Origin of the sequence: Endozoicomonas sp. ALD068, assembly GCF_049310145.1 — a bacterium.
Classification (GTDB): domain Bacteria; phylum Pseudomonadota; class Gammaproteobacteria; order Pseudomonadales; family Endozoicomonadaceae; genus Endozoicomonas_A.
Map to the genome: position 1 here is coordinate 2,679,241 of NZ_JBLYNU010000004.1, position 14,153 is coordinate 2,693,393.

Below are 14,153 nucleotides of genomic sequence, written 5' to 3' on the forward strand. Positions count from 1 at the left end.
TTTCAGGCTCATTTACCCTTACTGTTCCGATTCTACTGGTTTGCGCGTTGTCATACTGAGGTTGGCAAAACCGAGCTGACCGGCAGCATCCATGGCGGTGACTACTGACTGATAAGGTGTCTTGGCGTCTGCCGTAATAGTAAGAGGCAGATTGGAGTCTCCCTCACTGACTTTTGCCAGAGCGTTTTTCAATGTCTCCAAACCATTGTTCAAAAGAGACTGGCCATTCACCGCATAATGACCTTCACGGCTGATGGTAATTTCCACCTGAGTTTTCTCAACAGACGCGCTCTGCTCGCCACTGGCTTCCGGTAAATCAATGGCCAGCTGGGTCTCTTTGGTGAAGGTCGTCGAGACCATAAAGAAGATCAGCAACAGAAAGACCACATCAATCAGCGGTGTCAGGTTCAGCGAGACTTCTTCCCGGGACTGGCGACGAAATTTCATCACTTGCCCTCGCGGTCTTTCAGCTTACGCTCTCCCTGAAGCACTTCCACCAGCTTGGTGGCTTCCTGCTCCATGGTCACCACCAGCTCATCCACACGACGGGTAAAATAACGGTGAAAGATCAGACTGGGAATCGCAACGGTCAGACCGGCTGCAGTGGTGATCAGGGCTTTGGAGATCCCCCCGGCCAGCACACCGGCATTACCTGTCCCTTCCAGCATGATCACTGTAAACACATCAATCATGCCAATAACCGTGCCCAGCAGGCCCAGTAAAGGGGCAATGGCAGCCACCGTTCCCAAAGTATTGAGATAACGCTCCAGCTCATGGATAACCCTGCCAGCCTGCTCCTCAATACTTTCTTTCATGATATCGCGGCCATAGCGGGCATTACTGATGCCTGCAGCAAGGATTTCACCCAACGGTGACCCACCCCTCAAGCCACTGACTTTCTTGTTGTCCAGATCATTATTCTTTATCCACTTCCAGACCTGAGACAAGGTATTTCTGGGCGCAATACGCGACGGTCTGAGTGTCCAGAGACGTTCAAAAATAATCGCCATGGCAATGACAGAACTAAGCAGGATTGGCAACATCAGCCAACCACCGGATTTCACCAACTCGAACACAGCTCATTCCCTTCCAGAAGCCTGTTTAATGGAAAGACTTTATCACAGAGCATCGGTTTAAAACCACGCACACCTGCGTATCAACCCTAATATTGCCAACAACACGAGTGCAAACATTGGAGACCCCCTCCTCAGCGCCACCAGTATCTGGCACTTTCACTTTTGTATTTCTTCACGGTCTCAGGCTCCTTCCCCATAACAAAGCTGAGGGTTCCTGAACTGGCCGTGTTGAAGAGAGTCGCTCCCAGTTGTTCAACCCGGCTCAGGGTCTCTGCCGCCGGGTGTCCAAATGGATTTCGATAACCCGATGACACCAATACCTGTGATGGGTTGACCTGAGATAGAAACGCCTTTGAGCCTGAAAAGCGGCTGCCATGATGGGGAAGCAGAAGATAATCTGCCTCAAGGTTTTCAACCTGACTGATTAAATAAGACTCGGTTTTTTTGCCAATATCGCCGGTCAGGAGCAACTTTTCAGTGCCTGCTGTCACTTTCAAAACACAGGATCGCTCATTATCAGTCACCGATAACCGACTGCCTGACAATACCTCGAACGCCACTCCATCCCATTGCCATTTCATTCCGGGCAGACAGGGACTCATTGCCCCTTCAAACCCGGCAACCGCAGAGCCTGAAATAATCTCTGCTTCAGGATATCGCTGATGAATCACGTCAAGCCCACCGGAATGATCATTGTCACCATGGGAAATCATGACACGGTTCACCCGGTCAATACCAAAGCGATTAAGGTAAGGAACAATGATGCCATCCACCGAGTTGAAACGACCTCTGGAAGCCACTCCGGTATCATACAGCAGTGTCTTTCGACGAGTTTGCAAGACCACTGCAACACCCTGCCCCACATCCAGTACGGCTACTTTCACTTCACCTGTTTCAGGATAATCCTTGATGGGGAAAAACAGAGGCAGAAGAAAAAAGGGGAAAAGCACTCTTAACCCAAGCCCTCTGGGTGAAGCCAGAATCAATACAGCTGCTGCCATCAGGACAACTTGTATCAGTTCTATGCTGACCTCGGGCATAAAGACTGGTAATGATGACACGGCGGCTAATCCCATATCCCATAACCTGAAAGCACCATCCAGAAAATGAAGAATCCCGTTAGAGACCGAAGTGAAAACAGGCTGAAGGGCCAAAGCAAGAAAAGCTGCTGGCACGACCAGCAGTCCCATAACAGGAATCGCAACGAGATTAATCAGCGGTGAAAACAGAGATACTGACTGCTCATTGAATAACAACATGGGAGCCAGCATCAGGAAAACCAGCCATTGAGGTTTCAGCCAGAGCTTCGACCTGCCTCCCATACTGACATCGTCATCAGCTTTCATGCAAAGCCGTCCACAACAACCGAAAAGCAAAATACCCACCGCCGAAAAGGAATACCAGAATCCGGCACTGGTTATAGCCAGAGGTTCGATAGACAATACGACACAAAGCGCCAACAGGAACAACGTCAGGGGTCTGGCTTTAATACCCAGTAAAGGGCCTGATAATGCCAGACCGGTCATCACCAGTGCTCTCTGAACCGGTACCGTAAAACCTGCCATAAAGGCATACATCAGGGCAAACAGGAGCCCTGCTCCAGCGGCGTACCGGGGTAAGGTAATCTTCCTCAGAGGAACAACGCCTGTTCGTGCCAGCATCATCATTAACCAGTAACCTGCTGCTGCCATAAGACCTATGTGCAGACCCGAGATCACCATTAAATGAGTGGTACCCGTCTGATTCAACCACTGCCATTGCTGCTGAGAGATTCCTGACTTGTCACCAATTAACAGCGCCGATAACAAGCCAGCAGAATGCTCGCTGCAATGTTGATAGAGCCAGTGTCGCACAGCACTTCTAAGGCGACTTCTGAAGAAAACCATGCTATCTGAAGTCGCTATTTTCTCGCCTGTTTTGACATACCCCGTAGCCTGAATATTCTCTCTGGCTGCCCAGGCCTCTCTGTCGAAAGCCCCGGGACTTCGATTGCCGTGAGGGTGCTTGATCCGAACCTGTAATGTCCATAACTCTCCAGCCTGAACTTCAGGTGCCCGGTACCAGCTGAGTCGAATCTTTTTAAGATACCCGGCAGTCTCTCCCTCCAGCGTTTTCACATTAAAATCAAAGCGGGTAAGATGCGGGTGATAAGCAGGAATATCAGAGATAAATCCTGTTACTATCATCGCTCTACTTTCTTGCTCCGTGTTGATCCAGCTCTTCTTAAGCCCATCAGCATGTAAAAATCCTGTAAAGATTCCTATTAACCCCAACCCGACATAAAGGAGAACAGGCACCGAAAAATCATTCGGGAAATAACTAGCACCGGGCAAAATGCTCCGAAGGCTTCGATAAACTTTATAAAATCTCCGGAATCTCGACACTCTGCTTAATGGCACTGAATCTGCGGTTTGGGCGGCTCCAGCCTCCATGATGACAGACAGCAGCCCCGTTATAATCAACAGCACGCCCAGGACGCCGATAACCCTGATAGACATATCGCCTGGTATTGTCGGAAAAAGAACCGTCAGCACTATTCCCGATAAATAGCTACAGTACCCTGTGGGAAGATTGATAGTGTGTTTCATTTAATCAGTGCATAATGTCGCGCTTTTTGCAGAGAAGACAAGGGTCAGACCCATGATGAGTTTAACGCTTGGATCAGGCTCTCAGCATAGTCATCAAGATTGGATTATGCTGAAAGGTGTGCTGGTTAGATGGCTTTTAACCAACCAATTCTGCAAGGCAATGACAGGCTGAGTGATAAACACTCACAAGATTGCCTGATCAAAACAACCGGAGACGACCGACTTTTAAGGTGAGAATCACTAAACTTGATTCGCTGCTTATGGAACGGTATTTCCACACTGAAGACTGGAAATCAGTCTCAGATCAAAGAAAGAGTACAGTTAAGGGACATGGCGAGGAAACTGATAAAACGCTATCTGCCGGATCCGGGAACCATTAAGAACAACCGACATCTTCGGTTTCTGGGCAGTACTATCCATGACGCCAACCTCTGGCACCTGAATCGACGCTCTGCAGCCAGTGCTTTTTTTGTGGGTGTGTTTTGTGCTTTTATCCCCATCCCTTTCCAAATGGTTGTGGCTGCTGCCATGGCCGTTGTATTCCGCTGCAACCTGCCCCTCTCGGTGGCTCTGGTCTGGATCACCAATCCGGTCACTATGCCAGCCATATTTTATTTCACCTATAAGGTGGGATGCTATATTCTGGATGTCCCCATCAGCGAAACCTCTTTTGAGCTCTCGGCACATAGCGTGGGTGTTGAATTGGCCAGAATCTGGAAACCTCTGTATCTGGGTTCATTAGTTACCGGTGTAATTCTGGGTTTTCTTGGCTACCTGCTGATCAGGCTATACTGGCGCTGGAATGTCGTTCACAACTGGCGCCAGCGACGCAAACGTACAATATGCAAAAAGTCATAGACCCTTCTTTGCCCAAGTTTCCCTATGGCCAGTATTCCAGTCCAGGGTTATAAAAGGGTAAATTTCACTTAAAATGCGACATTTTTATTCTATTACTATGGACAGGAGATCGCTGTCTTCCTATAGTTATCGCCATGAGTTAAAGCACTCACGTTTCGAAAACTTTTTTTGACTTCTCGGTAATCCAAATACTGCCATGCAAAGAAGCTTCCAAAAGCGCAAGCCAAAGCTGGAAGGTCGCGGTGTGCTTGAGAACATCAGCACCGAAGGCCCTCACAGTGACTGGCTGGGTATGCCCGATTATTACATTCATACACTGACCATATCCGATGATGAGTATAAGTACCTCTCAGCCGACAAGACCTTGGATGTTAATGTGGGCGATACCATCGTCTTCCGCTATAAAGAACAGAGCAATGAAAAGCGTATCGACAAACGCTCGCTGGGTATCTACATTGATCCAAGCCAGTATATGAACGATAGCTGATCGATACTTCCCGAGCTGCACTTCCGCTGAAGTGCAGTTTGTGCTGGGTGCCAATCCATATAGCCTTCCTTCCAGCAAGCTCCCCATTGATGGACCCGATAAAATTCAGGGCTGCAGCTGCATGCCCAAACATAAGTCTCACATCATCGTTATTGATAGCCATCCATGGCTCCACCCTTATTCTACGTAAGGATATGCAAGCGTCATTCGATGGTTAGAAAGCTTTATAGTCACCTTTGATTGCCATGAAGGATCATACCTCTCCACAACACCTCGCACTGTCAGATAACTCTTAGAACCCTTTCCTGTGAATTCACCATTAATCTCCCCACTTAGCGTCTTCCCATGAAGATTGATGTTCTGAAACCAAAAACTGAAATGGTTACCATTGCACAGGTTGGCCAAATCCGCTGAGTTGCCATAGGGATTAACCAAAAAATACTCTTCTCTGCCATCAGGAACCAGTTGCAGGGTCAAAATCATAAGACCGCCAGGATTCACATGCAGTTTCAGGAGGAGTTTGTTAATGCCTATGTTATGCAATTTGGCCAGATATTTAGCGTCAAGCCTGTAGGTCCCTGCTGGAATGGCGCAAGGAGTAATCGCATGTCCAAATACATGTGGCGGGGGCATTGTGTCGTAGTTAGGATAAGGTGGGAACTCAAAGCCAATGGCAAAAACCAGCTGTGGAATAGCCCATAGGCTGTACCAGTATCTTTTCATGATATTTTACCTTTTCGTCAGGAATCAGAGCGTTAATGCGTATTGACCAGATTCTTCAGGATAGGCGAAAGATAAGGTCTGTTCTGCTAATACAGGGTGGTTATTATTGTCTCGATCGAAAGCCAACGAATTCTGGCATAAATCCATCAGTACCATAATCATCAATTCGTTGGCGATGGTGCCCAGGGCGTAAAGATCAATAATCTTTCTGGACAGAGGGGAAACCCCATCTTCACGACAATAGATGTTTAATTGCTTCCAATCCCCTAAAATCCCCATATCATTACCATGAATAAAAAGAGGATGACTACTTGTGAAACTCATTGCCTGCCTGGCTATGTTCGCAATACTTTCGGGCTGCACAGGAATTCCCGAACACCTAAAGCCAGTAAAACCTTTTGACATCGAAAAATATATGGGCAAGTGGTTTGAAGTTGCCCGACTGGATCATTCCTTTGAGCGAGGACTGAGTCAGGTCACTGCTGATTACACCTTACAAAGCGATGGTTCTGTCAAAGTGATCAACTCTGGCTACTCCGAAAAAGACGATGAATACCGTCAGGCAACAGGCACGGCAAAGTTCGTTCGACACAGTGATGAAGGCTATTTAAAAGTCTCTTTCTTTGGCCCCTTTTATGGCTCTTATGTCATCTTCGAACTGGACCAAAAGGACTACCAGTACGCTTTTGTCAGCGGTTATAACAAACATTATCTATGGCTTTTGTCCCGAACCCCTGAAGTGAGCCAGAAGTTAAAAGAACGGTTTATCCAACAATCCGCTAAGCTCGGATTTGATACTGACCAGTTAATATGGGTCAAACAGTGATAGTCAGAAACAAAACCGTCAGGGCTGAGAACGCGCAACTTTCTCAATCCCTCGGCTGGCCACCTACCCAGCTGGATCATGCTTAACATATTCAAATATCTGACACTCCCCGCTCGTCGCTTCACTCTGGGCGAGGATTCTCGATCGCTCAAATTACCATTGGTCGCCAGCACAGTCACAATCAGCTTTCCAGTATTCGACTGGAAATGAATTCCTATCATTTTATTTATTTTCAAACGGAAGATTACAGCGAGGTAAAATACGGAATCTATGTCTCAGCGGGTGGAAACATTTACTTTATTGCCAGATCTGGCGTTCATCAATTCAGGGATGGGGGCACTCTTTGCCTTCATGTTCACGCAATGCTCTACCGTTTTAAAGTTCGGCAAGTAAGGTATGTAACAAACATTATCAGGCGCAAGTACTCACTTCTACGTTTAAAGACAGTTGTTCTTTGATTCCGATAAACTGGATTAAGCACCAATGGCATACCTTGTCAAAGTTCAACTACCGGCAACACCCCTAAAGCAAAGACGAAAAGAAAATTTCTAATACAGCAACTCAAGATACGTTGAGTGATAGAGACGAAAACATAAGCCTATGACTTTTATTTTTTTGTCGAAGCTCTGATTACTTCCATAAATTTATCTCCGGACTCAGAGTCATACATTTTATTTTCTGTTAGAATTTGATCTATTTCTGCCACCTTGAAAGACAAGGCGATAGATTCCTCTTTAGTAATACTCGCCAAAAGCAGCCTTAAAAAACACATAGCTGTTTTTACCTTCATACGATCAATTTTGGCTAATCCTACACAGGCAGAAGTGATATTATCTGCATCAGATCCATTCGTACCGGAAAACAGATTTATCTTACATAAAGCCCTTGATTTATTTATTTTATGCAATCGGTCAAAAAATAAATCTTTCCTGCTGGTACCAGTGTGGTGGTGAGTTGAAAGAAGGGAAGAATAAGCACAAACTGCATCTTCAGCGAGAGGCATAGCTCTCATGTAAGCGATACTTTCCAGCCCCTTAACCAATCCAACATAAGGGCTCATGTCATAGAAATCAAACAAGTATTCATAGGCATTGGAAATATTGAAATAAGACACTTCAAGTCCTTCTCCCACCAGCATTTTAAATAAACTGGCCACGTCTTTTTCTGAAAAATAGTTTGCTTCTACAGCCTATATAGCATTTTTTTTCAAGGCTGACTTAAATTCATCAAATCGTCTTTGAGATGAAAAGCAGTGTAGCTCTCCCATTGCTTCTTTGTACATTTCAGCAGATTTCAGAACTTTTGATTCGTATATCTCAATGGGAATCCCTTTACGCTTTAAAAAATCCAAAGATAAATGAACCACCTCATAATACTTTTTTGAATTAACCGAAGTTAAATTACTTAAATTCTTTAGCAACTCTCCAGTAAAATTCAAAAGTACTGGATCAATGTCAACTTGTATTATTAATTCTGATATAGATGAAAGCTCAGGAATACAAGATAATAAGCCTGACTCACCCGTGACAATTGATACTCTTCTTGCGCTTATGGGGCATAATTCACGAAGCCCGGTTATCGTACTGACTAATGAAAGCTCACTGCCTCTAATACCACCCGGATACTCGTTAGTGAACCAGAAAGTTGTTTCTGGAGTAAGATTTGTTATTTCCGAAATAGGAAAACGCTTTGCAAGCTTCTCAGCAACCCCTCTCACAGTATAATGTGAAAAATTACCAGACAATTCTTGTTTAGAAGCTGAATTACAATGCTCTCTTGTTATACTTTCCGTACTTTTGGCTGATATGCTTAGGTCAAGATTCATTTTTGATTACTACCTTATAAACCACCTATACCTTTAGACAATATTTTTATTCTTTTGTTCAAAATAACAAAACGAGGAGGTAAGTCCTGCACCGTATGTAACAGAACCCCGGAAGCTTTCTGATTTGTCGCAATTCCAAGCCACGTGCCTGAGAGTCAGGTAGCGGGGATAAGCTCGGAAGCTTTGTCCACTTTAACAAGGAAACGTCGTAACAGTGTTTTCCAACAGTTGCTCAGGGCTATTCCCCCGACACCAGTTCCAGAAGATCATCGATCGTCATAATAGCGTCCATCAACCCAGAACATGGGATGCTCCCCCTCCCAAACGGCTTTAAATGAGCCCAAAATGGAGTTAACCATTTAAACTGGATTAGTCCGAGCGAACCACCCATGACTATTTCAGTACTGGGTATCAATATTGGCAAGAACAGCTACCATCGTTTGGTGTTGATGAACAGGGTCGCAAAGTTATCAGAAAGAAGTTGTCCAGGAAACATCTGCTGGAATACTAAGCCAATCTTGAGCCATGTATTATTATCGTGAAAGCCTGTGGCAGTGCTCATTACCAGGATCAGTTACTTAAGACATATGAGCATACTGTCAAGTTAATCTCATCCCAGTTTGTTAAGCCTTATGTCAAAACCAACAAGAACGAGTGCAACTATTTTTCATCATTTATCAAACAGTAATTGCACCGTTTTCATGGACAAGAACATACGTTCCCGGTCACTTTCTTTCGTTAAGGATTCAAAGCCAAACTGTTCATATAAGGCCGCAATATTATCATTCAAACAGTCAACAATAACAGCATAAGCCCCCATATGAGCATTAATGTCGTATAAGTATTCAAGAGCTTTGATCAAAGCAATCTTTCCACCCCCCCTAACCTTGAAGCCTTTATGAACCGCAAGTTGTGCTAGCAAAAAAACAGGCACAGGATAGCCCGGTAGTTTTTTGGCTAACGACACTGGAAGCGTTTTTCTCGAAATAGAGCCCGGCGCAATGGTGTAAAATGCACAAATCGGGTATTTACCATCCGGCATAGGTTTAGCGGTTGGCAAAAGGATTGTCCGGCTGATAAAGAATCTAATGAGCCGGTTCAAAGCTGAGAGTAGTGGCGCCAAAGAAACCTTGACTATTGGGCTCCACGCAAGAGGCCATTAAAACAGCCAGATCCATACAAGCTTTCAGATCGGCAGGAACATCTGCATGAAAATGTAACTAAACGCCCTCATCTGTAGGTTTCATCAACTCATATTTCTTAACCGACAATTGTCGTTAGCCGAGTCGATCTAACGGGCAGGTCTCTGTGATCTGCCAGAAGCAAACATCTACCCCTTACTTCTTCACTAACGATGAATAAAGTTCAGGCAGCTCATCCCATCCATAACCTGCTGTCAGGTCATCCCTGGAGACCAGTTTTAACTCATTCTTGTGCAAAAACACTGACGCTGACATTCCCATATCAGAATTTAGAGTATGAATGAAACATCTTTAACTGGTATAATCGTACAAGTTGGTATAGATCTAGGTTCGATGAATGTCTGAAATCTCCACATCGGATATACAGCAGTGGCTTCACTCTGTAGGCGATAATAGCTGGCGATGGTTCCTCAAGCGTCTCTCTTGTAATGACACAGGCCAGACAGGCAGCCACCAGGTTGGAATCTATCTACCAAACGAAGCTGCTTTCCAGTTATTCCCCACCCTTAATGATAGAGTTACCAAAAACCCGGATGTCTTCCTAGATGCTAGCACCGATTCGCACAATCGCCCTCAGCGTGAAATCAGAGGAATTTATTACAACACCAAGCATTCTGAAGGTAGAAGAAATGGTCGTGATGAATGCCGTATAACTCGCTGGAAATCAGCAGACCCCCAAAGTCCTCTGCAGGATGTCAACAACACCGGCGCTCTGAGTCTTTTTGCATTCAACATCCCTGAAGACAACACAGCTTGCAAACTTGTTCGAGTGTGGGTTTGCCGAAATGCAGCTGAAGAAGATTTTCTGGAAGATATTGTCGGCCAGATTTACCCAGGTGAAAATCTCTACATCTCGGGCTCTGATGCTTCTGGTGGAATCCCTGTTCTGCCTGCAACCACTGATATCAGAGAAGTTGAAATACCAGAAGTATGGAAAGTTGAATTTCCAAGTGGAGCAGAAATCGTTAATTTTACCTTCCAGCTTGACAAGAAACTTGTTAAGGAATTACCAGACAAGCGCCTAATGAAGAGGAGAGAGCTGGAGTTCAAACTGTTTCGCATGATTGAAGACAGCCATCTCCTGCCCAGAATTGCTCAAGGATTCTCATCCGTCGAAAACTTTGTGAAGCTGGCTAACTCTGTGAGCAATCGACGTAAATCGAGGGGTGGTCGCTCTCTTGAGCTGCACCTAGAACAGATTTTCAGGGAGGAAGGTCTTAGTAGTTTTGCAACTCAAGCCGTTACCGAAGGTAACAAGAAACCTGATTTCCTATTCCCCTCCGAGGTTGCCTACCATGATGACAACTACCCCACGGAAAAACTTAGAATGCTTGCCGTAAAGACGACCTGCAAGGATCGTTGGCGTCAAATATTGAACGAAGCCAACCGTATTGACCAGTGCCATCTGATTACACTACAGGAAGGTGTTTCTGAGAACCAATTCAGTGAAATGCAAGCTGAAGGGGTAATTCTGGTTGTTCCCCAGAAGATGAAAGCAAAATATCCTGAGGCCATTCGTGATCAGCTGATGACCCTTGAGGATTTCGTCCGGGAGACCAAAGCACTTTATGCTTGCTGAGAGATATTCCCTGTCAGTTCTACGAGCTGGTTGCCTACCAGCAACCAATTCTCGACCAGCTCAGTCAACTGCTCTAATGGCAATCGCTTCTTGCCCTTCAGAGCACACTCCCATAACGTCATGACACGCCACCCCAAATCCAGCAGTGTTTGAACGTTTCTGGTATCCCTTTGTCGGTTTCCTTCGATTTTTTCTCTCCAGAAATCGGGTCGACTGGAAGGCCATTTGAATAAATGACACTGATGCCCATGCCAAAAGCAACCATTAATCTGGATAACGGCATGATATTGAGGAAACACCAGATCCGGCTTTCCCGGGAGATCTTGGGAATGCAATTTAAATCGAAAGCCCCTGGCATGAAGGGCTTTGCGAATCAGAAGTTCCGGCTTGGTATTCTTGCCCCGAATACCGGACATCATTCGACTACGAGACTCGGGGGAAACAATATCCATAGCCAGGTTGCCGTCAGGCTCCTTCGGCTTGCAGCAGGTCTTGCTGAATAACTGGCTCTTTCACATGAAGAATCTTTTTCTGCTTCAAGCCAGCTTTTTTCTTGGCTTCGATGATGCGGTCTTTCATCAATCGGGCAACGGCGGAGAACACCGGAACAACCACAGAGTTTCCAAACTGTCGGTAAGCCTGGGTATCCGAAACAGGAATACGAAATTCCTCTCCACCTGGCTGCTCAAAACCCATCAGACGAGCACACTCTCGGGGAGTCAAACGCCGGGGGCGTTGTTCCTGATTCTTACTATTCCAGAAATCTTTCTCACCCAATGTCTTGTCCCAGCCACGATCAATCAAGATTTCAGACCCGTCCTTGTGATACCGGGCTGACAAGGTTCTGGCTACCGCATCGGGCTGTGCAGGGTCCACCAGGCCATACCCAAAGCCATTACCCTTTGCACGATGCTTCTTAGCGTATTCGTAGAGGTATTCCCAAAGGCGTGGTGTCAGTATGTATTTATCGTCCACTTCTTTATCGAGCAGAGCAGAAAAGGCTACCCGATTTTCAGGAAGTTCCTTTTCGATATCCTTTAGAGTAAAACCCTTGTGGACGTTCAAGTCCTTTCTGAAGCCCACCAGCACAATTCGCTCACGATGCTGTGGAATAAAATTCTTGCCATCAATAATTTTTGGGTCCCTGGAGCTCATGTCCTCAATATCCGCCACCCAGTAACCCAGCTCATCCAGCGTTTCCGCAATGACCCGAAAGGTCCTTCCCTTGTCATGGCTCTTGAGGTTCTTGACGTTCTCCAAAACAAAAGCAGCAGGCTGTTTGATTTCGAGAATACGGGCCACATCAAAGAACAGAGTTCCTTGGGTTTTACATTCAAAGCCATGCACACGGCCCAATGCATTTTTCTTAGACACGCCCGCAAGAGAAAAGGGCTGACAAGGAAAACCAGCCAGAAGCACATCATGATCAGGGACATGTTGATCAACAAAGGCAGCAACAGCATTATCCAGCTCCGGGTGAGTTTCACTTAGAGTGACTTCACGAATATCAGAATTAAACGTGTGCTTATCAGGGTCACTGTAATAATTTGCCTTGTAAGTCTGGACCGCGTACTTATTCCACTCACTGGTGAAGACACATTCCCCACCAATCTCTTCAAAGCCCTTGCGTATACCTCCAATACCAGCAAACAGGTCTACAAATTTAAAGGAAGATACTTTCTTCCTCTCTGGCGCGGGAGGTAGCAGACCTGCCAGTATATGGTGCTGCTTGTCATCCAAACTGGGACCATCTTCCAGCTTTAACCATTTGGTGATTTCGGAGTGGTGCTTGCCCAGCTTTTCAGCTACGTTCTTCTTTCCCCATATTTCAACGGTTTTATTCAACAATTCTTTGTTGCTTGGTTTCATGTAAGTTGCAGTCTCGCGGGGTATTTTGTGCTGTTCAGAGTCACATAAATGACCCAGCGACTCAAGAGGTATTTCCCGTGCATGACAGACCATAGCACACGACAGGGTATACACCACAAGCACTCTGAAGAAAAGTTTTGAAACACTGAACATGAAAAGCAGGCACACCAGCCAGATTACTCAAACCGAAGCTTAAACCTAGTCAGATATGTTCCGTTGGGCCAGGCAAAAGACTAAAAGAAGTTGTTTTGCCACTTTGCCAAAATCTATCATGCCAGTAGGCCTAGTTATACAGGAGCTCAATATAAACAGCTTTTAACTTCAGAAAGGCCTTTATAATCAAGTGCCTTTAGGCCTTCAGTAAACGAAAACTAAATCGGGTAGCCGGAGCTCTCTAAACTCCAACCTGGGCTTACGCACCAGTATTCTCATTTAGAGAGCAGGATAAACCTCTTTATATCACTCGGGTTCAGGGCACACAAAAAACAGCCGCCAGCTCAAAACTGACTTTTTGGTTGAATTTTCCACTTAGACACATAAAACTTGTACGCCACGTAGCTGACAATTCAGCGAAAGAAAATTTCAACAGATACATAGAAGCACTTAACATAGACTATCGTACATGTTTGGCCGGATAGGGAAAAACACTTGATAGCGTGTACGACTCAGTATCTCAGTCTTTTCTTAATATGAGCAATACAGTAGCCAGCTTGACCCACAACAGTTAACAACAAGCTTATGCAACCAGCCACAATCAGTAACCGACTGATCGCTGTCAACCATCTGACACTTCCCGCCTTGTCGAGGGTGTCGCAAAAGCCCAACAACTCGTTTCCACGCTCTGCGAGGGTGTCGCAAAACTTCAACAGCTCGTTCTCACGCTCTGAAGTCGTCATTCCCGCGAAGGCGGGAATCCAGCGCCAACGGTGGATCTCTGCCTTCTCGGGGATGACAAGGCCAGGGGGACACCGGGCAGTATGGTTCTGGTGGAGAGTCAGTGTGGATTCCCGCCTTCGCGGGAATGACGAGAATGAAGCCGACAATGACGGGAGTCAGCGCGCTCCCACGCCGGAGAGAGTTTTGCGACACCCTCTGTCAGGCGAGGCTTCTGACTTCACAG

15 protein-coding genes are annotated in these 14,153 nt (G+C 45.9%); 4 read left to right on the forward strand and 11 right to left on the reverse strand.

What is annotated here, in order from left to right; genetic code table 11:
- Positions 1–18: 18 nt before the first annotated feature.
- The 3 genes from ACO6V5_RS09265 to ACO6V5_RS09275 form a co-directional block, all read right to left on the reverse strand.
- On the reverse strand, positions 19–447 hold the full coding sequence (locus ACO6V5_RS09265; protein WP_422133330.1) for an ExbD/TolR family protein: 429 nt from the start codon (positions 445–447) through the stop codon (positions 19–21).
- Entirely contained in the window at positions 447–1,076 is a 630-nt protein-coding gene (locus ACO6V5_RS09270; RefSeq protein WP_422133329.1) for a MotA/TolQ/ExbB proton channel family protein, read from the reverse strand. Before ACO6V5_RS09270 ends, ACO6V5_RS09265 begins: the two co-directional genes overlap by 1 nt.
- Before the next feature lie 131 nt (positions 1,077–1,207).
- On the reverse strand, positions 1,208–3,664 hold the full coding sequence (locus ACO6V5_RS09275; RefSeq protein ID WP_422413013.1) for a DNA internalization-related competence protein ComEC/Rec2: 2,457 nt from the start codon (positions 3,662–3,664) through the stop codon (positions 1,208–1,210).
- A gap of 330 nt (positions 3,665–3,994) precedes the next feature.
- Here ACO6V5_RS09275 and ACO6V5_RS09280 point away from each other — a divergent pair, with 330 nt between their 5' ends.
- Both ACO6V5_RS09280 and ACO6V5_RS09285 read left to right on the forward strand, forming a co-directional pair.
- Positions 3,995–4,522: a DUF2062 domain-containing protein gene (locus ACO6V5_RS09280; RefSeq protein ID WP_422133328.1), complete on the forward strand. Its 528-nt coding sequence runs from the start codon at positions 3,995–3,997 to the stop codon at positions 4,520–4,522.
- Between the two features lie 196 nt (positions 4,523–4,718).
- Entirely contained in the window at positions 4,719–5,009 is a 291-nt protein-coding gene (locus ACO6V5_RS09285) for a hypothetical protein (protein ID WP_422133327.1), read from the forward strand.
- Positions 5,010–5,186: 177 nt separating this feature from the next.
- Here ACO6V5_RS09285 and ACO6V5_RS09290 read toward each other — a convergent pair whose 3' ends face one another.
- Together ACO6V5_RS09290 and ACO6V5_RS09295 are read right to left on the reverse strand one after the other, a co-directional pair.
- On the reverse strand, positions 5,187–5,732 hold the full coding sequence (locus ACO6V5_RS09290; RefSeq protein WP_422133326.1) for a hypothetical protein: 546 nt from the start codon (positions 5,730–5,732) through the stop codon (positions 5,187–5,189).
- A gap of 24 nt (positions 5,733–5,756) precedes the next feature.
- Complete coding sequence (locus tag ACO6V5_RS09295; protein ID WP_422442377.1) at positions 5,757–6,011, reverse strand: hypothetical protein; 255 nt, start codon at positions 6,009–6,011, stop codon at positions 5,757–5,759.
- Between the two features lie 34 nt (positions 6,012–6,045).
- Here ACO6V5_RS09295 and ACO6V5_RS09300 point away from each other — a divergent pair, with 34 nt between their 5' ends.
- Entirely contained in the window at positions 6,046–6,558 is a 513-nt protein-coding gene (locus tag ACO6V5_RS09300; RefSeq protein ID WP_422442375.1) for a lipocalin family protein, read from the forward strand.
- A 607-nt stretch (positions 6,559–7,165) separates the two neighbouring features.
- Here ACO6V5_RS09300 and ACO6V5_RS09305 read toward each other — a convergent pair.
- From ACO6V5_RS09305 to ACO6V5_RS09315, 3 genes are all read right to left on the reverse strand, one after another.
- Positions 7,166–7,714, reverse strand: coding sequence for a hypothetical protein (locus tag ACO6V5_RS09305; RefSeq protein WP_422414099.1), 549 nt, complete (start codon positions 7,712–7,714; stop codon positions 7,166–7,168).
- A 33-nt stretch (positions 7,715–7,747) separates the two neighbouring features.
- Positions 7,748–8,383, reverse strand: a complete 636-nt coding sequence (locus ACO6V5_RS09310; RefSeq protein WP_422133324.1) for a hypothetical protein — start codon at positions 8,381–8,383, stop codon at positions 7,748–7,750.
- Positions 8,384–9,053: 670 nt separating this feature from the next.
- Entirely contained in the window at positions 9,054–9,443 is a 390-nt protein-coding gene (locus ACO6V5_RS09315; RefSeq protein WP_422413783.1) for a GNAT family N-acetyltransferase, read from the reverse strand.
- Positions 9,444–9,922: 479 nt separating this feature from the next.
- Here ACO6V5_RS09315 and ACO6V5_RS09320 point away from each other — a divergent pair, with 479 nt between their 5' ends.
- Complete coding sequence (locus ACO6V5_RS09320) at positions 9,923–11,164, forward strand: type II restriction endonuclease (RefSeq protein WP_422413785.1); 1,242 nt, start codon at positions 9,923–9,925, stop codon at positions 11,162–11,164.
- Here the strand turns inward: ACO6V5_RS09320 and ACO6V5_RS09325 are convergent.
- The 3 genes from ACO6V5_RS09325 to ACO6V5_RS09335 form a co-directional block, all read right to left on the reverse strand.
- The gene (locus ACO6V5_RS09325) at positions 11,152–11,616 is read right to left on the reverse strand and encodes a very short patch repair endonuclease (protein ID WP_422413787.1); all 465 of its coding nucleotides are present in this window, start codon (positions 11,614–11,616) and stop codon (positions 11,152–11,154) included. The genes ACO6V5_RS09320 and ACO6V5_RS09325 overlap by 13 nt on opposite strands.
- Positions 11,617–11,629: 13 nt before the next feature.
- Complete coding sequence (dcm, locus tag ACO6V5_RS09330) at positions 11,630–13,186, reverse strand: DNA (cytosine-5-)-methyltransferase (protein WP_422413789.1); 1,557 nt, start codon at positions 13,184–13,186, stop codon at positions 11,630–11,632.
- Between the two features lie 723 nt (positions 13,187–13,909).
- Positions 13,910–14,122: a hypothetical protein gene (locus ACO6V5_RS09335; protein WP_422442374.1), complete on the reverse strand. Its 213-nt coding sequence runs from the start codon at positions 14,120–14,122 to the stop codon at positions 13,910–13,912.
- Positions 14,123–14,153: the final 31 nt, after the last annotated feature.